Source organism: Butyrivibrio proteoclasticus B316 (genome assembly GCF_000145035.1).
GTDB lineage: Bacteria > Bacillota > Clostridia > Lachnospirales > Lachnospiraceae > Butyrivibrio > Butyrivibrio proteoclasticus.
The window spans coordinates 885,875-905,255 of the sequence record NC_014387.1 but is presented as its reverse complement, the minus strand read 5'-3'; the positions used below and the strand labels follow the sequence as shown (position 1 = coordinate 905,255).

The 19,381-nt window shown below is 42.2% G+C and carries 11 protein-coding genes; 3 read left to right on the top strand and 8 right to left on the bottom strand.

Translation table 11 applies throughout. The annotated features are described in order from the left end of the window. Positions 1–38 precede the first annotated feature (38 nt). Both BPR_RS03815 and BPR_RS03810 read left to right on the top strand, forming a co-directional pair. Complete coding sequence (locus BPR_RS03815) at positions 39–1,070, top strand: FecCD family ABC transporter permease (RefSeq protein ID WP_042257554.1); 1,032 nt, start codon at positions 39–41, stop codon at positions 1,068–1,070. Next, positions 1,070–1,870 carry an ABC transporter ATP-binding protein gene (locus tag BPR_RS03810; protein ID WP_013280142.1) on the top strand — a complete coding sequence of 267 codons (801 nt, stop codon included), beginning with the start codon at positions 1,070–1,072 and terminating at the stop codon, positions 1,868–1,870. The genes BPR_RS03815 and BPR_RS03810 overlap by 1 nt, the downstream gene beginning before the upstream one ends. A gap of 15 nt (positions 1,871–1,885) precedes the next feature. On the opposite strand, the gene BPR_RS03805 is transcribed toward BPR_RS03810, so the two are convergent. From BPR_RS03805 to BPR_RS03790, 4 genes are all read right to left on the bottom strand, one after another. Beyond that, entirely contained in the window at positions 1,886–2,158 is a 273-nt protein-coding gene (locus BPR_RS03805; RefSeq protein ID WP_013280141.1) for an acylphosphatase, read from the bottom strand. 3 nt (positions 2,159–2,161) lie between these two features. After that, on the bottom strand, positions 2,162–2,452 hold the full coding sequence (locus tag BPR_RS03800) for a hypothetical protein (RefSeq protein WP_042256478.1): 291 nt from the start codon (positions 2,450–2,452) through the stop codon (positions 2,162–2,164). Between the two features lie 21 nt (positions 2,453–2,473). After that, positions 2,474–3,553 carry an oxidoreductase gene (locus tag BPR_RS03795; protein WP_013280139.1) on the bottom strand — a complete coding sequence of 360 codons (1,080 nt, stop codon included), beginning with the start codon at positions 3,551–3,553 and terminating at the stop codon, positions 2,474–2,476. 131 nt (positions 3,554–3,684) lie between these two features. Beyond that, a complete protein-coding gene (locus BPR_RS03790; protein WP_026662288.1) occupies positions 3,685–4,206 on the bottom strand; it encodes a peptidylprolyl isomerase in 522 nt (173 codons plus the stop codon). Positions 4,207–4,601: 395 nt separating this feature from the next. Here BPR_RS03790 and BPR_RS03785 point away from each other — a divergent pair, with 395 nt between their 5' ends. After that, positions 4,602–5,252, top strand: a complete 651-nt coding sequence (locus BPR_RS03785; protein WP_013280137.1) for a CPBP family intramembrane glutamic endopeptidase — start codon at positions 4,602–4,604, stop codon at positions 5,250–5,252. A 287-nt stretch (positions 5,253–5,539) separates the two neighbouring features. Here BPR_RS03785 and BPR_RS21230 read toward each other — a convergent pair whose 3' ends face one another. The 4 genes from BPR_RS21230 to BPR_RS03760 all read right to left on the bottom strand — a co-directional run bounded on the left by BPR_RS21230 (position 5,540) and on the right by BPR_RS03760 (position 19,321). Continuing rightward, positions 5,540–9,628 (bottom strand): endo-1,4-beta-xylanase, encoded by a 4,089-nt coding sequence (locus BPR_RS21230; RefSeq protein WP_052301789.1) that lies wholly within the window; start codon positions 9,626–9,628, stop codon positions 5,540–5,542. A gap of 315 nt (positions 9,629–9,943) precedes the next feature. Then, positions 9,944–11,515 carry a cellulose binding domain-containing protein gene (locus BPR_RS03770; RefSeq protein WP_013280135.1) on the bottom strand — a complete coding sequence of 524 codons (1,572 nt, stop codon included), beginning with the start codon at positions 11,513–11,515 and terminating at the stop codon, positions 9,944–9,946. Positions 11,516–11,765: 250 nt separating this feature from the next. After that, positions 11,766–15,719 (bottom strand): UvrD-helicase domain-containing protein, encoded by a 3,954-nt coding sequence (locus BPR_RS03765; protein ID WP_013280134.1) that lies wholly within the window; start codon positions 15,717–15,719, stop codon positions 11,766–11,768. A 62-nt stretch (positions 15,720–15,781) separates the two neighbouring features. Beyond that, positions 15,782–19,321 carry a PD-(D/E)XK nuclease family protein gene (locus BPR_RS03760; protein ID WP_013280133.1) on the bottom strand — a complete coding sequence of 1,180 codons (3,540 nt, stop codon included), beginning with the start codon at positions 19,319–19,321 and terminating at the stop codon, positions 15,782–15,784. Positions 19,322–19,381 lie beyond the last annotated feature (60 nt).

Sequence of the window (19,381 nt, the reverse complement as noted above, 5' to 3'; positions counted from 1 at the left end):
ATATTGATACACATTTAAAATTCAAGAAAAGATCAGATATGTATAATACCGAAAGTACACTAAAAAAAATATATAGAAAATCATATCATCGTAACCTCATCTGTACTCTGACGTTACTGTTTGTAATAACAGTCCTGGGAATACTGATGATGACGATAGGTAATACCAATTATTCTATTTCTCAGGTTGTGAAAGCCCTTTTTATAGATCAGTCTTCAAAAGCCTCTTACACTATCATTTCATTAAGGCTTCCAAGGCTGATTGTAGGCGGGCTTGCAGGTTTTTCTTTTGGAATTGCAGGCTATACTTTCCAGAGTCTCTTGCGTAATCCTCTGGCAAGTCCCGACATAATAGGTATCACCTCCGGTTCTTCTGCTGCCGCTGTTTTCTGCATTCTTATCATCGGAGTAAGCGGCGCTTTGGCCTCTTTTTTCTCTGTTATAGCGGGGCTTGCAGTGACAGCAATAATATTCCTGTTATCGGGAAAGGGAAACGGCTTTGGAACCAAGATGATCCTGATTGGGATTGGTATGCAGGCTGTTCTAAATGCTCTTATATCCTGGATGCTGCTCGTAGGTTCTGAATATGACGTTGGAACTGCCCTCAGATGGCTTCGCGGAAGTCTTAACTCTGTGACTCTTTCTGACATTCCGGCTGTTGCGATCACAACTGTTATGTGCGGCGGACTGATGTTTGTATGTAACAGATACCTCAGGATCATGCAGCTTGGAGATGAGTTTGCAAGTACGCTTGGTTCTCCGATCAACCTTGTGAGGATCTGCTGCATGGTATGCGCACTTGTTTTATCTGCTGTTGCTACTTCTGCTACAGGGCCGATTGCATCTATAGCTTTTTTATCTGGTCCAATTGCTGTGGGCATAACAAGAAATGGCAAAAATGCCATGTTGATATCAGGTCTTGTGGGCACAGCTCTGGTTTACGCAGCAGAGCTTGCTTCCAAAAACCTTTTCAGCACCAAATATCCCGTAGGCGTCATTACCGGAATCCTTGGTGCGCCTTATTTACTATTTTTATTACTTCGTCTTAACAGGAAGGGGGATAAGATATAATGAAATTTTCCGGACAGAACATGACTGTTGGTTATGATGACAGATCGATCATAAATGGCCTGAATATAGATATTCCTGAAGGGAAATTCAGTGTAATAATTGGTCCTAACGGCTGTGGAAAATCAACTCTTTTAAAGAGCTTTGCAAAACTTTTAAGGCCGCAGCAAGGAAATGTACTCTTAGATGGCAAATCCATTTACGAAATTCCTACTCTCCGCCTCGCAAGACAGATTGGACTTCTCCCTCAGTCACCGCTTGTTCCCAGCGGTATTACAGTTGCTGACCTGGTATCAAGGGGAAGATTTCCATATCAGAATTTCCTTGGTCAGCTCTCCAAGGCTGATTATGAAGCTATTTCTGCGGCTATGGAAGCTATGGGCATTATGGATCTGGCCGATAAGCCGGTGGATTCTCTCTCCGGAGGCCAGCGTCAGAGAGTATGGATAGCTCTTGTGCTTGCTCAGGATACAGATATTCTGCTGCTTGATGAGCCAACGACCTATCTCGATATTGCTTATCAGGTTGAGATTCTTGATTGCCTTGAGAAATTAAACGAATATAAGAAGACAACGATAGTTGCAATCCTGCACGATATCAACTTATCTATAAGATATGCAGATCACATTTTTGCCATGAAAGGTGGAAAACTTATAGCAGAAGGTGCTCCCAGAGATATCATAACAACTGATCTTATGAGACAGATTTACGGGCTCGAATGCTCTATAATTGAGGATCCTGAGACACTTGATCCTTATGTAATTCCAAGGAGCAGTGTTATGAGACATGCAGAACGGTATTAAGTGGCTCTGTGCCACTCAATACCTTACTTCAAAAGAACGTTCATCAGCTATGATTTCCATTGTTGTCCTGTCTATACTTGATATGTCGATAAATCTCCCATTACGGATAGTAGCCACAAACCTGTCAATAGCATCTTCATCCCCCTGGACTTCACAGGTTACCGACCCATCATATTCATTTTTTACATATCCTGTGAGCCTGTACATATTTGCTGCATGCATGGCAGTGTATCTGAATCCCACTCCCTGCACCATTCCATAAAAGCAAAGCCTGAATCTCTTTATCATTATTTACTTTCCGCCTTTTCCTAATGCTTTCAGCATCTCCATTGCTTTGGCATAGGACTCTTTCATCTTAGAAGGGGTATTTGTAGCTATTCCTTTGGCCTTAGCCTTCGATAACAATTCCTCATCATCACAAATAAACAGGATATCAGTCTTACCATCTGTGATGATATCAAAGGCTCTATCAGCATCTGCTGTCTCTACAGCTGCATGATGCCTCTCGCTTAGCATGGCAACCTGCTTCTTAATGGTCTCATCTTCATGATCATCAATACATAAGATAATTCTAGAATACATAATCTGCTCCATCTGTCAGATCTATAATAGACCTATTCTTTTCATCTCAGCCGGGCACTTGTGTGGCATGCCAGGTCCGTACTGGCATCTAGGACACTGCAGGCATTTCACATACTCACGTCCCTCTAATACTGCTTCACAAAACGCCGGATCAGCAAGAATGGCTTTTCCAAGATCAACTGTATCTACAAGGTCATTTTCAACGAGATATTTGGCTAGTTCAGGCTCATATATCCCATTAACACAGGATACAGGAACTCGTCCCTTGAAATGATCATGGAATCTTATGCCAAGTTCACAAATGTTATTATATGGCTTGGAATCATCTTCCTTAAGTGATGGATCATCCCATTCTATACCAGTTGAAACCTGGAGATAATCGCAGCCCGCCTTAACATATTCTTCTGCAATTTCGATTGCAGTTTTCACATCAGGCTCTATTCCTGCTGTTCTGATAGAAATAAGGAAATCTTCACCACATGCCTCTCTTATCCTGTGAATTATTTCTACAGCAAATCTTGCTCTGTTTGTGATGCTTCCACCATACTCATCATTTCTAAGGTTTGTCTTTTTAGAAATAAACTGATTTATCAGATATCCGTGGCAACCATGAAGCTGGATTCCATAATAGCCTGCCTTCTGAGCCCTAATTGCGGCATCAACAAAGGCGTCTTGCATCTTATGGATTTCATCTACTGTCATTTCTTTTGAAAAAGAGCTTCCATCCCTTACAGGAACTCTTGAAGGTCCTATTGCCTCTCCGCATTCAGGATTGGACGTTATTCCTGTGTGATTAAGCTGGATCATTACCGCAGCTCCATTATCATGACAGGCCTCAGTGATAGCCTTGTGGCCTTCTATCTGCTCGTCATTCCATAATCCCAAATGAATCTTACCAAATCTTCCATCAGGAGTTACAGCAGTTGCCTCAACACAGATAAGGCCGCATCCGTGCTCTGCCCTCTCTCTATAATGATCTATATGTTTCCTCGTAACCTTACCATCCGCTCCTGCATAGTCAAACTTAACAGTTGGCGCCATTGTAAGACGGTTCTTTATTCTAGTCTTGTTAATGATCATTGGATCATTTATTTGTGCCATAAGCTCTTTTCTCCCATAAATGTTTAGGAATTTCGGAGAAATTTCCTCGTTAGAGCGCGCCCATGGCGCGCAAACAAAAAGCGCATGCCGTAAAATGTCTTACGACAAAACGGCATGCGTTATAAAACTGATCAAGCCTTCTCAGGTTCCGGATAATCAACACCGAATGTTTCTACAGTAACTGTCTTCATAACCTGAGGTGTTACAGGGCGATCGTTCCAGTCAGTGTCAACTTCAGCTATTTTATTAACTATTTCCATTCCCTCTGTAACCTTACCAAATGCAGCGTAGTCACCATCAAGGTGTGGAGCCTTCTTGTGCATGATAAAGAACTGTGAACCTGCTGAATCAGGCATCATTGATCTTGCCATAGAAAGAACACCCTCTGTGTGCTTAAGATCATTCTTGAATCCGTTTGAAGAGAACTCACCCTTGATATCATAGCCAGGGCCTCCCATTCCAGTTCCCTCAGGATCTCCACCCTGAAGCATGAATCCGTTTATAACGCGATGGAAAATAAGACCATCATAGAAATTCTTATTGATAAGAGAAATGAAGTTGTTAACTGTGTTTGGCGCAATCTCAGGATAGAGCTCAGCCTTGATAACATCTCCATTTTCCATTGTTATTGTTACTATTGGGTTCTGTGCCATTACAATTTCCTCCTTGTACATAAGTGCTTACATTATAGCATGTTATTGATATGTCAGTACACATGTTATACACATGTTATTTCTCTATAGTTACTGAATCATTATCTCACGAAATGCGCAGTATAGTGCGCATTTTTGTCTGAATAGTAACTCTCGATACCCGATATTTCTTTTGAAGCAGGATTTTTGCGGATTACTTCCGCTTTTGCCCGCAAGAAGTCATAGGTGTATAACCATGCATATTGGGGTATAAGATGTCATAGCTGTTTAATCATGCTGATTTGGGTGTAAGATGATAGTATTATATAGTGTATCTAGAATTATCCGGATATTGTATTCTGGGCTCAGTTAATATGTAGGTTCATTGGGCACACAAACGAAAAGGTCTGACTAAAATGAGGAAAGTTTCAATCATAAATTACATAGAAGTTATACTGATCAGCATTGGCTGTACGCTGATTTTGACATTTCTTTTTAACCAGCTTGGTCTTACTGATAACGCTTCTTATCGTGAAATAGCAGAGCATCAGTTTTACGGGCACAAAACACTTGTTGATGCTTTGATGGAATACTGCTTTGTTTCACCGTTATTCGAGGAAGCTATCTTTAGATATGTCCTATTCAATCTTATATTGTTCGTCCTTTTACTGGTTAAAGATCCTAAACGCTACAGAAATCGCTTTACTATTCCTGAAATTCTTATGAAAACAGATACATTTATGGATTTTCTATACGTTGAGTCCGTGTCACCATCAGTTGAATCTGAAGATAGTGTGGACGGATATCGAGAAAGAAAAGAATTCGACGACAATAGTTATAGTTTAATTTTTAGTCACCTCTCCCAACTTACAAAGCAAGCTCATATTGCTGTTTGGGCTACAGCTCTTTTATTTGGAATATACCATGGAAATCTGGTTCAAGGCGTATATGCAGTCATAATGGGACTTGTTATTACATATAGCTACGCTGTTTACCGCCGATTCTCAGTCCCTGTGATAGCTCATATCTGCGCTAATGCGGTATCTCTTTTGCTGGTGTATCTATGATTTCTTCTATTGTCTTCTTTTGTCTTTTACCCGATTCTAAAAAAATATCTTTTTCGGGCAAAACAAGGTTCAGAAACACTATACAAGCCACAATATACAATAACGTTATAAAGGGCCGATGCAGTCATAACCGCATCGGCCCGTAAATTATGCCTTATTTCTAATGTTTTTAATACTGATGTACTAATCTAAGTTTTTAAATCTAATACCTCTAACTAAATATCTTTAATTCTGATATTTAACCTCAGTATCCCTTGATTTAAATACTTTTAGTTCTGATTCTTCAATCAGTTAAGTGTATACTCGAAAGAATTACCTACCTGTCCTACGCCAAGAGAACCAAATTCGATACTCTGGCCATTTGCAATGTAGCTGTTCCAGTCTACAGGTGTGATCACATAGTAATTGCCATCTGTCTTAACATTTACATTCCAGCTGGAATCAATATTGAGCTGATCCTTGGCAATCTTAAGAGTCCATGTGTTAACAGCATTGCCTGTGCTGTTTGTGATCTTGTAGCTAACCTGATAGCCTGAGCCCCAGCTATTGATTGAATATGTAAGCTCGAGCCCTGTTCCTACAGGAGTAGGATCTGTCTGACCCTGATTAGGATCTTCCTGCTGTCCGCCCTGGCCTGGATCTGTCTGACCCTGTTCGCCTGAACCCTGGCTTGGATCTGTCTGCTCGCCACTTCCTGTGTTTCCACCTTCGCCAGGCTGAGCTGTCTCATCCTTAACCTTCTCAAACTGCCACTGCTGGTTAGGATTTCCATTGTATGTCCACTGAACTACGTTTGTGCCATCATCTGTCTTCTTCTCGTAGCAATCAAGATACTTGCTTGCTCCTGAAGCCTTAGTTCCAATTGTGTAATATCCGGAATTAGCAGTGTTCTTAACTATAAACTGCTGAGCATCTCCGCCATATCCCTGATATGTACCAACATTAGCACCATCAGTATCCTCACCATTAGCTACGTCCATCATGATATTTCCAAGCTTGCTGGTAAGAGTGATGTAGCCATCAGATACGTTTGAAACATACCACTTCTGGCCATCTACACCTGATCCTGAACTGATAATAACACTGTTCCAACCATCTGCCTTGTTGCCCTCAACTGTGAGGTACTTCTGAGACTGAACACCCTTGATATAGTACCAGCCATCTTCAATACGTGCAGTTGAATTCTCATTTACAACAGGTGTCTGTTCCTGTGATCCGCCCTGGTTTCCACCCTGATTTCCTGAAGGATCAGGATTGATCTCTGGTGTATTTGATCCGCCGCCTGCTGTAGGCTGACCAAAGGTCTCTGTATAAGCCTGGATTACCTTGTTATAAGCCTGCTTAGGTGTGCCAGGTCTTGAGAACAGAAGTGGAGCTGAGTTGCTAATCCATGTTGTCTGATCTGAAAGTCCCCACCATGTGATACTTGTGATCTTGCCACCATTCTTCTTGAGGCTGTTGATGTTCTTGAAGAGATTGTAAGCATATGTTGCCATATCGCTGTCACCCTTGTTGGTGATATCCATCTCTGTGATCTGAACTTCAAATCCAGCATTTAAGAATGATCTAAGTGCTGTTGTGTAATAATCAACTGAAGGGAAGCCTGTTCCGAGGTGAGACTGCATACCAACACCTGCGCAAACTTTTTTACCCTGGTTGATGTAGTTAACAAGCTTGATCACATTGTTAACTTCCATGTATGTATTGTAATCATTGTAAAAGAGCTTAACTGAATCTGTAAGTTTGAAGTACTCAAGGCAATCATACGCATAGTTGAAAGCTTTTTTAACATAAGTTGCATTTGTTCTGTTGTTGCCGTAAACAGCTTCCCAACCTGAGTTGTTTGCATGAATAACTTCGTTTGCTACGTCCCATGCATATACTACAGAGCCATACTGGCTGTTGTAAACATGGTTCATAACTGTCTTGACATACATCTCAAGACGCTTGTCCATTGTAGACTGGTTTACAAATCCGCCATTTCCTGAATAGCCGTTTCTAAAGAACCAGCTAGGTGTCTGTGAATGCCATACAAGTGTATGAGCTCTCATCTTAAGGCCGTTCTGATAGCAGATCTTCATAACTTCATCAACTGTATTGAAGTTGATCTGTGGAACATACTGCTCGCTGTATCCGTCAGGGATGTAATATCCTCTGCTCTTAGCATCATTTACAGAAATAAGTCTTGCAGAGCCGCCAAGAAGTGCATCAGGCTTCATCTCATTCTCAAGAGTGATGCTGTTGTAATGTGTCTTGAGGAAGTTAAGCTGTCCGGCATCTCTGAGCTGGTAAAGGTTGATACATGTTCCTGAGTAGCCATACTGAGCACCATAGGTATTGCGGAGGTTGGCTTCTACAACCTGTCCCTGATTTCCTGTGTTGCCCTGATTGCCGCCCTGATTTCCTGTGTTACCCTGGTTTCCACCCTGGTTGCCTGTGTTACCCTGAGATGATCCTGATCCATTGCCCCATGTGAGGTAATCAACATATGCATCCCATGTTCCATCATCTGATGTAATTGTAAGTTCTACAGTCTGAACACCGGTTCCGTGCTTAACGCTCTCTATTGTGTACTCTGCAGGGTACTCATCGCCATAATAGAATGTTCCCTTTTCTTCTCCACCTATCTTGAGAACAACCTTGGCCATGTTGCTGTTGTTAGAGCATCCGCGAAGTGTTACGTTGTGTGTATCATAAGCAAAATACTGATCAAAGCTTACAGTATCGTTGTTAGCATAAAGAGCCACACCATTGAATGGGCTGCTGATAACGCCTGCATACTGACCACTTCTGGTCATGTTCTCACATTCAACCTTATTGTCGCTTGACTGGTTGCCTGTGTTACCCTGGTTGCCGCCCTGATTTCCTGTATTGCCCTGATTCTCATTGCCGCCCTGATTTCCGCCTGCTGCCTCTCCTGGAGCCTGAGCCTTCCAGTAATCAAACTCAAAGTTTCCGTTGAATACAAAGCAGATATTCTTGACACCTGAAACATTCTTCATTGTGCCTGTGAAATCAGCATTTTTACCATTTGTATTAGAAAGATTGATCGTTCCAAGGAGGTTTCCGCTTGGGCTATTCTCTCTAACCTGAACTGTTCCTGAACCTCTGCTGTTAACATTAACAGTGATAGATCCAAGTCCATTGGAGAAATTAACACCCTTAACCTTGGTGTAATCGCCATTTGAAATGTTGTTTACCCAGGCAACACCATCGCCGTTACCCTGAACACCGATTCCGCTCTGTGTAAACATTGTCTCAGCCTGAACAGCCTCATAAGGATTTACATATGAAAGCTGTGAAACACCTGACATTGAAGGTGTAAGTGAGCTAATCCTGCCGCCTGATACATTGATCTTATCGATCTGTGTTGTTCTGTAGCCAAGGCTCTTACCGATAACCTTAGACTCAACAGATCTTGTGTGATAAGCCATGTAGTAGCTGCCCTTGAACTCAAAGATCATGTGGTGGTTATTGCCTGTAGAACCTGAGAAGAATACTCCGGGGTTCTTCATGATCTCGCCCTGATATGTGAAAGGTCCCATAGGGCTTGAGCTTGTCATATATTCTATAGCTGCGTTATTAAAGCCGTTTGCGCAATTCCAGTTAGAACAGTATGAATAGTAATAGGTATTTCCAATCTTGTTGATGCCTGAATCCTCAAAAAGATAAGGTGCATCAATTGTTACAGCAGAACCTGATGTAGAGATCATGTTGCTGCCAAGTTTGATAACTCGAGCTGTCTTGGGATGTGCAGCCTGTCCGTTAGGAACACCGCCGCCAAAGTAAAGATAGCCTGTACCGTCTGAATCAACAAGTACTGCAGGATCAAACATCCATACAACTCCACTTGCTCCAGGTGTGCTGCCGTTTACAAGTGCTCTTCCTATAGGATCTGACCAAGGTCCTGTAGGTGAATCTGCTGTCAAAACACCGATTCCGCCGCCATTGTTGGCAAAATAAAGGAAAAACTTGTCTTTACCATTGATCTTCTTGGTTGCAATACATGGTGCCCATGAATTGGATGCCCATTTTGCTGCACCGCTACTTCCAGCGATCTTGAAACTGCCATGGTCTGTCCAGTTGACCATATCCTTGGATGAGTAGCAATTAAGTGTGTTGATCTTACCATAAGTGTTTTCGTTGTTGCCTGCAAACTCCTGAGTGTCGTTTGTTGTGTAAACGTAAACAGTGTCATTATACACAAGTACTCCCGGGTCTGCGCCGTAGTTCTGTGTTACAAGCGGGTTGTTCTCATTGTCAGCTTTTACATAGCTGCCATTTACTACACTAGCCGCCTGTACGTCAACACTATTTCCGATTACCGCTCCCCCAAACAGCATCAGGCAAAGTGCTACCGCTAAACGTTTTTTCATACTTGACCCCTTTCCATATTCGTTTTTTCGCTCGAGCAACATCATCATAGCAATAATGTTACGGTTGCACTTCCCATAAATTGCGCGTTGTTTCACATTTATTGCGAAATTTGTAACATTTTTTGTAATATTTTAATAATTTACAAATATTCATAAAAATAACTGTATATTATGTACAATTACCTAGTGGTTTTTCGCTACAGTTTTCGCATTAATGGCAGTGTCATAAAAAATAAAGACAGCAAAGGCGATAAATATCTCAATGCCTAAGACAAAAAGTGGCTGTCGCATTAGTGCGACAGCCACCTTAAAGTCTTATGTATTACTGTAACTGTATTGAATCAATTCGTTCACTTCATGAACCCCATCTGCGTCAATATCAAATACATACCATGCATTACCGCTGCCGCTTGTAGGAACTTCAAATGTGTCCACAAGAACGCTTCCCTTGTATACGTTGACGGTTGCTCCTGATTCTGTTATCACAGGGGTGCGGCTGTAGTTATAGGCAACATACTTAAGCGTTTTTCCTTTAAAATATTCGTTGTCGATATCTATAGTTATAGTTTCCGGTCCTAATCCGCGGGTATTATCAACATCTAAAGTTGCTACAACTTCGCCGTTGCTGCTAAGTTTTTTCTTACTGTAGAAAACGCTGGCGACCTTTCCACCATCCTCCCCATAAATATCCAGATGCGAATCCAGATCTTTGGGAGTAGGATTCCATGTGAGTACTATTCTGTACTGTCCTTCAGGAAGCACCGGTGAAATAGCCATTATTACAGGTTCTATTGATTCCTGCTCCACTGCGGTAACGTTAAAGTATCCGGTAATGAAACCATCGATTGATACTTCTGCAGTGTAATCTCCTTCCTTTACAGCAAACTGTACATCTCCATTTTCAGTTGAGACTGCTTCTGCAATGAAGTCACCTTCCTGATTGTCTTTACCTTCACGAAGCCTTACAACAGCACCTTCAATTGAAGATCCGTTTACAGCATGTATAACACGTCCATAGATTGCGAGAATAAGTGCTTCAGCCTCTTCTGAATACTTGGTCAGCACATAGTCATTTATCTGCGCGGAGGAATCTACTGTAACATCGGGATTATCCCAGGGAGCAACTACGTTGAATCCGAAAGATACAGATTCTCCTGCCGGAATATTCTGATTGTAAACTGCATTCTTTATAACATATCTTCCGTTCTCGTGCTGTTCGATAATGCCGTTCCATATCTGTGTGATTTCATTGGCAAAATCAAATTCAAGTCCCCAGTCCTCAATAGTCTTGTCAGTATTGTTCGTGATAGTTACCTGGCCTGTGAAGCCTGCCCCCCAGTCTGCTATAACTTCATAAGTGACTGTGTAGTCTTCTTCTTGCGTATCTGTCTTGGCATTCAGGTTTTTAAAATCAGTGGGTTCGCCATTAAAAGCTGCACCAACGCTGAATCCAAAGAATACAGATCCGCCAACCGGAATATCCTGATTCCAGCCGCAGTTATTAATAACAAACACGCCGTTTTCATGGCTTTCTACAACGCCGTTCCAGATTGTTGTAAAATCTGGAGCGTCATAGGCCATGCTCAGTTTCCAGTCTTCGATAACCCTATCGCTCGTATTCTCGATAGTAACACCTGCATTGTATCCATCTCCCCAATCTTCAAGGAGAGCAAATGTAACCTTGTATCCGGGATCTGCAGATTCTTCTGCTACAACAGGCTCTTCAGGGAAAACTTCCGTCTCTTCTTCGGGCGCTTCTGGCAGCACGTATGTTACTTCAGACTCCTCATCAGGCGCTTCTTCAGCAAAAGAATTGAATGAGATCATGTTAAAAGACATTGCTACTACTAATAACGTCGAAACCAAAACACTCTTTTTCTTGAACATAATATACCCCTTCTACAATACTTAGTTGTCAGTTTAAGCAATATCACAGCGCCGGCAGAAGTGATATCACCAAAAAGAAGTATACCAATAATATATATCGTGCGCAATTAGTAGTTATAAAAATTGCGAATTTTCGTAATTTTTCGTAATTTCAATCAATTCATTATTTTTTCTGCTTTTAATTCGAACAACTGCCTATTACCGTTAAATTCTTTTCCATTACTAGAGCCCATTTTTTATTCTATCGCTTTCACATTTTAATTACCTTTCCTAATGCGAAAGCATATATGAAAACTTCTTTAACCTTCATATTGGTAGCGCTCTCAAGGGCTCTCTTATACAGATCAAGCTGGATACTATATCTATCCACAAGTTCCTGTTCTTCCTGCACCCTGTCAGTCTTGTAATCCAAAAGAACTATCTGCCCATCCTCAATGAACCAGGCATCGATAATTCCCTGTATCAGCACTGTTTCGCTTTCAGGATATTTATCGTCAAGCTCACTTGCAGGAATTCCCATCATAAATGGTTTCTCCCTTACAAGCTCTCCTCTTCTAAAGGCCATGCCCATTCTCTGTCCAAGGTCAGTAGAAAGAAAGGTTGTAATATCAGGACACCAGATACTTGGAAGATATTCCTCCGTGATCATGCCCTTTGAGATCATACCTTTCATCCATCCATATATCCTCTTGGAAACCGGGTCTATCTTGCGGTGCTCTGTCTTGATATTCTCAGCTTCCTGCATGAGCTCTTCATTGCTCCTGATATCTCCAGATTCCTGTTCGAGCTCATCGTTTCCATAGATATCTCTGGCTTCCTGCATGAGCTTCTCATTTCCATAGATATCTTTGTCGAGAATCTCCATGATCCTATGGTAGGCAGTTCCGCGCTCAGCTCCTGTAAGTTTCTTGATATGCTCAATATCGTCATTCCTCTCTTCTGCATAATCTGCGCTATGAGTAAAGACTTCGCCCATTTCCTCCAGCATGTGCTTTTTGAGCTCGGTAACAGTTGTCTTGGTGAAAAGACCTTTCAAATACTCAAATGGATACTTAGCTTCAAACTTCTCTCTAAGGCGCTCTGCCTCTTCTCCGCTGTAGGCCTTGACCGCATCGGAAAGCTCCTGCTGCCTTGATATTCCCATGACATCACCTTTTAGCATATCTGCAGCGATCTCATCATCAGATAAAAAGACAAAACTAAAGTCCGGAACCTGGCTCTCTGATTCCTGATAGCCTCTATACATTTCATCAGGCACTCCAAGCGCGGCAAGGCCCTTACTAAAGCCTGGATGGCTCACTACCGACGGAAGTATGAGATCAAGATAGCTTCCGGCGCTCTCTCTTAGAGAATAAGGAAGAAGCTTCTCTTTTCCGGCTATCACAGGAAGTCTTCTTGCTTCCTTGGTAATTGCATCAAGAGGCTTTTTAAGCGCGCCTGTCATAATGAGTTTTTCCTTGGCTCTTGTGAGGGCAACGTATAAAACTCTAAGTTCCTCTCCAAGGCTGTCAGTTTTCATCTTGTCTGCGATTATAATTCTCTTTAATGTATCGTATTTAACTCTGATTTCAGAATTGATACTCTTTACGCCAATTCCAAGATCCATATCAACAATGAGGTCGCCCTTGGTTTCTCTCAGGTTAACGCCCTTGGCAAGACCGGACACGAATACAACAGGAAACTCCAGACCCTTGGACTTATGGATACTCATGATCCTGACAACATCCGCATTCTCATCAATTATTCCTGCTTCGCCATAGTCAACCTCAACAAGCTTCATGTGCTCAATATAGCGCACGAAGTGGAAAAGGCCCTTAAAGCTTGTCTTTTCAAAAGAAAGAGCTCTTGCCATCAAAAGATCAAGATTGGCCTTACGCTGATTGCCCGCAGGCATTGCCAGACAATACTTATCAAAGCCCGTTTCGTCCATAATATGCTGCAATAATTCATGAACAGGCGTATAAATTGAGATAGTTCTAAGTTCCTCAACAAAGTCAATAAACTTCACAAGTTTATCCATGAGAGCATTCCTACCTGCAGATGCAACCTCATTCATAGCTCCCGCTTTACCTGTAGATGCAACCTCATCCATAAGTCCCACTTTACCTGCAGATGCCTCATTCATAAGAACATCCCTACCTGTAGATGTAGCCTCATCACTTTCCCTTGTAAGCGCCTTAAGCCCATAGTATAAAGAATCCTCGATAGAAGCTTTATCATCTTCTTTCACCATAACGCGGAGTCTGGCAAGCTCCTCGTCAGTAAAGCCGCCAATCGGTGAGTGCATCACAGAAACAAGTGGTATATCCTGGCTTGGGTTATCTACTATTGTCAAAAGATATAGTATAACCGCAACTTCGTAGGCCTCAAAATATCCACTCTTGGACTCAATATAAGTTGGAATTCCCTGCTCTTCCAGAACCTTTTTAAAGACATCATCCCATCCGGACAAAGACCTGAGTAATATAACCATGTCTTTAAAGCGCAGGTTTTTATCTTCATCCATGAGTTTATGGATACGCTCTGCAATTACGAGGGCCTCTTTTTCCTTGGGATCAAAGTCAGAGAGAGCCTCATTATCACTATCTTTATCAAACAGGATAAGTTCCGGAGTTACATTGTAAGTAGGCTCTTCGTAATAGTCAGCCCCTGTTACAAGCTTGGCATCCTCATCATAGTCAACGCTTCCAAGGTCAGCTCCCATGATCTTCTCAAAAATGTAGTTTGTAGCTTCAAGAACCTCTTTCCTGCTTCTGAAGTTCTTGTGAAGGTCTATTCTGCGGTCTAAAGCCTTTTCGTTTTTGTCATAGCTATGAAGCTTTTCCATAAAGATTTCAGGACGTGCAAGCCTGAACTTATAGATACTCTGCTTGACATCACCAACCATAAAGCGCTCTGATTTATCCGGCATATCGCCTGAGATTGACCTCAGCATCAGCTCCTGAACATTGTTACTATCCTGGTATTCATCAATCAAAACTTCTCTGTAATAATCCCTGTATTCAAGAGCCACCGCTGATGGCGTGCACATTTCAATGATCTCCGCGCAGGTCTTCCCCTTCGCTTCTTCCTCATCAGGATGATCTACCAGTATCTGAAGGGCAAAGTGTTCCATATCAGGGAAGTCTATCAGCTGCTTTTCTCTCTTTTTCGCATCAAAGAGCTGCTTGTATCTGATAGTAAGTCTGCAAAGTTCCCTGACAGCTCTGTCACAAAGAGCCATCTGTTCCACAACTGTCTCTGCTGGCAGGGCAAAATAGGTTTCCACAAGATCTTTGACTCTATCCTTAATTTTGCCTCTCTCGTTTTTAACATATTCTCTTTTATCAGGGTTTACTGTAGGATCCTTTTTACTTGATATTCTGCCAAAAGAAATCCCTCTAAGCCCGTCAAAAAGCTGATCATAGGTATCCTGTTTAAGAGCCGCCAAAATACTGTTTTTATCAGCATCAAGGTTATCTCCGTACATGTGGGGACCATCACTCTCGCAACATACCTTTTCTAACATCTCGATAGAAGATACCATCTCTTCAAGCTGGGTTCTTGCTTTCTCCACACATCTCTTTACCCAGGGAAGTTCGTCAAATACAACGCCTTCAAGGTGATAGTCCATGGATCTCTCTCTTATCCAGTCCTCCGGCCAGGGCATACTCATGGCAAATTTGTACAGCTCCGAAATGTACTCCTCAACCTTCTTGTCACTGCTGCCGGTACTGAAATACTCCATGCAAAAGAGAAAGTCGCTGTTCTCTCCGTCTTTGCACTTAGCGTACTCTTCTTCCAACATGTCCTGCATGACATCTTCCTTGAGAAGGCGCAGTTCTCCGTCATCACCAACTCTGAAGGAAGGATCGATCCCGATCACATTAAAATTGTTCCTAAGGACATACTGACAAAAAGAGTCTATTGTTGTTATCTGAGCATTGTGGATAAGTGTTTCCTGCCTCTGGAGATGCTTGTTATCAGGCTCTTCTACAAGCTTATTCTGGATAGCTATCGTGATCTTTTCCTTCATCTGCGCAGCTGCTGCCTTGGTAAAGGTAACTACAAGAAGATGGTCAATATCAACGCCGCCCATGATCATCTGAATGATCCTCTCTACCAGAACGGCGGTCTTACCTGAACCTGCTGCCGCAGAAACTAATATGTTGCAGTCTCTAGCATCAATGACTGCCTGTTGTTCTTTTGTAAATTCAACTGCCATATATAATGTCCATCTCTATCTATTATTGTCTCTATATACCTCAAAAAACTTCATTAAACATATCAATCATTGGCCTGACTACTAAGCCTTATTGCTTCCATTGCCTTATTTTCGTCCATATCAAGCTGCCTTGTAGCATATCCCGGGATCTTCTCGTCATATCCGCAGATAGTCTTGTACTGACAATAGGTGCAGGAATTTCGGCCACCGCCTTCATAAGGATCAACTTTGATATCTCCGTTAAGGATTCTTGTGCCAAACTCCCTTATCTTCTTGTTCACGTAGCCTGAAACTGCGCTGTAATCATCACTTGAAATAACCTGTGAGTAGACAGAAAAGCTTCCGTCCTTATTGTACTCAACCGGGATGACATCAGACTTTCCGCTAAGACCTTCATCGAGTCTTTGTATTACTTCATCATTATCGCTTACAAGTCCCGTCGTTCTGAGCTCTTTTTTGATAGCCTCATTAATATCCTCAGGCTGCATATCTCCCTTTCCATCAGCCATAGGATCATCCACATGGTAGTAGAGAAGCGCCGCAGGAACAACCTCTTTGCCGCCGGATATTTTCTTTTCCACAGCCGCTGCCACATTCATATACATCACAAGCTGCAGCTGCAGTCCATGGTACAGAAAAGCCAGATTGAATTTCTTTTTCCCTGACTTAAAATCCATTACCTTGACATAAATATGGTCATCGTCCTCGCACAGATCAACTCTGTCAATTCTTCCGCGAAGTCTCATCTTCTCGATGATTCGGGTCTTTTCATCCTCAGAAAGAGTTATATTTATCTCATCAAGATTGCCGGCTTCTCTAAAGTCCATCTCAAGGAAAGCAGGATTAAAGACTCCCTTGCTGATCTGGTACTTGAGAATTCCAACTGTCCTCGTCAAAATCCTGTGAATCCTGTCAATCATGTGCTGGTTACGGGAAGTGCTGCGAAGAATAGTATCTCCATAGCGGTCAACACACTCCGTAAGCGCTCTTCCCAAAATCTGCTCTGACTCCTCATCGGATAGCTCTCTCCAGTCAATCTTCCTGGTCATTATTTCGGAGGTGTACTTCTCTAATACTTCATGGAAAACATTACCCAGGTCAGATGTGTCGAAATCATATTCCTGACGCTCCTCGAGCTGAAGACCATATTTGATAAAGTGTGCATAGCAACAGGAAGCAAATGTCTCAAGCCTTGAAACACTGTTCTCAAGGCTTGCACCATAGAGTGACAGCGCAAGCATCTTGGCAAGTGGCTTATTCTCATAGTGTCTAAAGGCCGCAGCTTCTATTTTTTCAAGAGTAGATTTTGTATTCTCGTTTTCTCCAAGTACCTTTAAAAGGGCATATAGACTACTCTTTTCCTCATCGCTTATAACATCAATTGCATATTTCCTGATAAGCTCAGCAGCATTCATAAGACTGTCCATATAAGCTGCATTCTGGCTGTCAAAGCTGCCATCCTCAGGGCGCTGTACTATAAGCTCAGGAAACATCTGCTTTAGCTTGGGTACAAGATAAGCAGGTCTTCTGGACTTGCCTTCTCCATCAAGCTCTGCATAGGACAAATAGAGCTTATCTGTGGGCTTAGTCAGGTTCATGTACAGATAGAGCCTCTGGATATACATCTGCTGCCTCGGCGTCGGTGCAAGCTCAACACCTGTACCAAGGTCAACCAGAAACTGTCTGTCAACATCAGAGATGATACCGCCAGTGCCTGCATTTGAAGGTATAGCCCCGTCAACTGTTCCAAGGAAGAATAGTATCTTTATCTCCTTGAGCCTTGTTCTCTCCATATCTCCCACAATGATCCTGTCAACATCCTGTGGAATAGTGCCAACCTCGATGTCGCCAAAGCCAACACTGAGAATATCTCTGTACTCCTGAAGAGTGAGCACATCTGTGCCGATAAGTTCTCCAATCTGTGTCAAAAGAGCTATGACTTTATCATAAATCTGTTCAAACTCCTTGGCTTTTCTAAGATTTCCTTTTTGGATAAAGAAGTCCCTATATTCATCAAGTCTGGCCTTACTGTTATTTCGATCTATAACCTCAAGAATCGCATCAGATATCTCTTTGGCAGTAGCTTTCTGGACCCTGAAAAGAGGTGACAGCTCATCTGTTATAGTCACCCTCATGTTCTCAAGTTTCTCCATAATAGATAGCTCGCGCTCTGTCATGTCATCTGTTTTCTTATTGCCCGACATGAATTTCTTTGGCATACGCCTTGCAAATCTGTCATCCCACTGGCTTTTGCCCCTGATTCCAAGTGCTCTCACGTAGTTATCAAGAATATCTGTGTCTTCTCTTGAAAAAGCGGTCATTCCACTTCTCATATAGTGGAAAACATCTTCATATTTATACCCTGAAATTGCTATTCCAATGGCGCTCGTCAAATACTCAATAAATGGGTTGAGCATAAGGCTCGTATTCTGGTCAATATACACGGGAATCCCGAATCTTCCCGCAGTCTGCGCTATCAGCTCGCTGTATTCATCAAGTGAGCCGCAGACAATTGCTATATCTCTGTAGGCGTATTTGCCTGATCTTACCGCATCAGTTATCTTGAGCATAGTCTGACGCACTTCAGCTTCAGGCGTTGAAGCTTCGAAAATCTCAAGCTCCTGAGGAACCCCCTCATACTTTTTGGCATTATATCTAAAGAGATTTTCCTCCAGAAAAGAAAGAGCCTTGTTATCCTGAAGTCTTCTGACAGGTGAGCTGTTTATCCTGATATCACCGCTTCTATCTCTCATATTTCGCCATGTAGCAAAATCAGGAAGTGTTCCAACACTCTTCATTTCTTCCTGTGAAAGCTCATATTCGAGCTTTTCAAGATCACGGATTGTCTTTTTACTGAGCATGAAGAGTTCCTGCTCCTCATAGCTATTTGCGTATACATCCTCCCCGGCATCAATTGTCACAGTGACAATAACTTCTGTGGCGGATTTAAGGAGCTGCTTGATCACTCTGTACTGAATAGGTGTAAATCCGGTAAAGCCGTCAAAAATAATAACGCTGTTACTGATAAGTTTGGACTTTGAAACTGATTTACATAAAATATCAAGTGTCTCTTCTGTTGTTATGTATTTATTGGAAATATACTCATGGAACTCTGAGTAGAGGAGCCTTAAATCTCCGAGCTTACTGTGGAGAGCCCCTCTTTTCCCGCTCTTTTCCTCCAAAAGAGCAAGCTGATCATCAGTGATTCCATACTGCATGAACTCAGAAATTGTGGACTTGACCTCATCTATATATCCGGGCTTGTGCATGTTGGGGCCTATCACCGGAAGCTTATCCCCGAGAATATCCGCAACTCGCCTCAGGATAAGGCTCTTTCCCACATCATCAAGCACAGAAAAAGAGCTAAGACCTACTTCCTCAAATATTCTGTGAGAAAGTCGGCCAAAGCTCAGTACGTCGATGTTCATTATTGTATGCGAAGGGTGCATTCTGACTACATCCTTCTGTGTCTGCATTGTAAACTGATCAGGAACTATGATCAGAAAGTCTTTATCTTTTTCCGTAAAGCTTCTGTCAATGATCTCCTGATAAACTGTGGTGCTCTTACCTGCACCAGATGCCCCAAAACAAAACCTTAACATTACACGATCCTACTTTTACCTATTATTAGCGATAAGCCGGCTGCTTGTGTTTCCCAAACG

Coding starts and splice junctions, on each gene's coding strand:
- BPR_RS03815 (WP_042257554.1), top strand. CDS start 39: ATGTATAATACCGAAAGTACACTAAAAAAAATATATAGAAAATCATAT.
- BPR_RS03810 (WP_013280142.1), top strand. CDS start 1,070: ATGAAATTTTCCGGACAGAACATGACTGTTGGTTATGATGACAGATCG.
- BPR_RS03805 (WP_013280141.1), bottom strand. CDS start 2,158: ATGATAAAGAGATTCAGGCTTTGCTTTTATGGAATGGTGCAGGGAGTG.
- BPR_RS03800 (WP_042256478.1), bottom strand. CDS start 2,452: ATGTATTCTAGAATTATCTTATGTATTGATGATCATGAAGATGAGACC.
- BPR_RS03795 (WP_013280139.1), bottom strand. CDS start 3,553: ATGGCACAAATAAATGATCCAATGATCATTAACAAGACTAGAATAAAG.
- BPR_RS03790 (WP_026662288.1), bottom strand. CDS start 4,206: ATGGCACAGAACCCAATAGTAACAATAACAATGGAAAATGGAGATGTT.
- BPR_RS03785 (WP_013280137.1), top strand. CDS start 4,602: ATGAGGAAAGTTTCAATCATAAATTACATAGAAGTTATACTGATCAGC.
- BPR_RS21230 (WP_052301789.1), bottom strand. CDS start 9,628: ATGAAAAAACGTTTAGCGGTAGCACTTTGCCTGATGCTGTTTGGGGGA.
- BPR_RS03770 (WP_013280135.1), bottom strand. CDS start 11,515: ATGTTCAAGAAAAAGAGTGTTTTGGTTTCGACGTTATTAGTAGTAGCA.
- BPR_RS03765 (WP_013280134.1), bottom strand. CDS start 15,719: ATGGCAGTTGAATTTACAAAAGAACAACAGGCAGTCATTGATGCTAGA.
- BPR_RS03760 (WP_013280133.1), bottom strand. CDS start 19,321: ATGTTAAGGTTTTGTTTTGGGGCATCTGGTGCAGGTAAGAGCACCACA.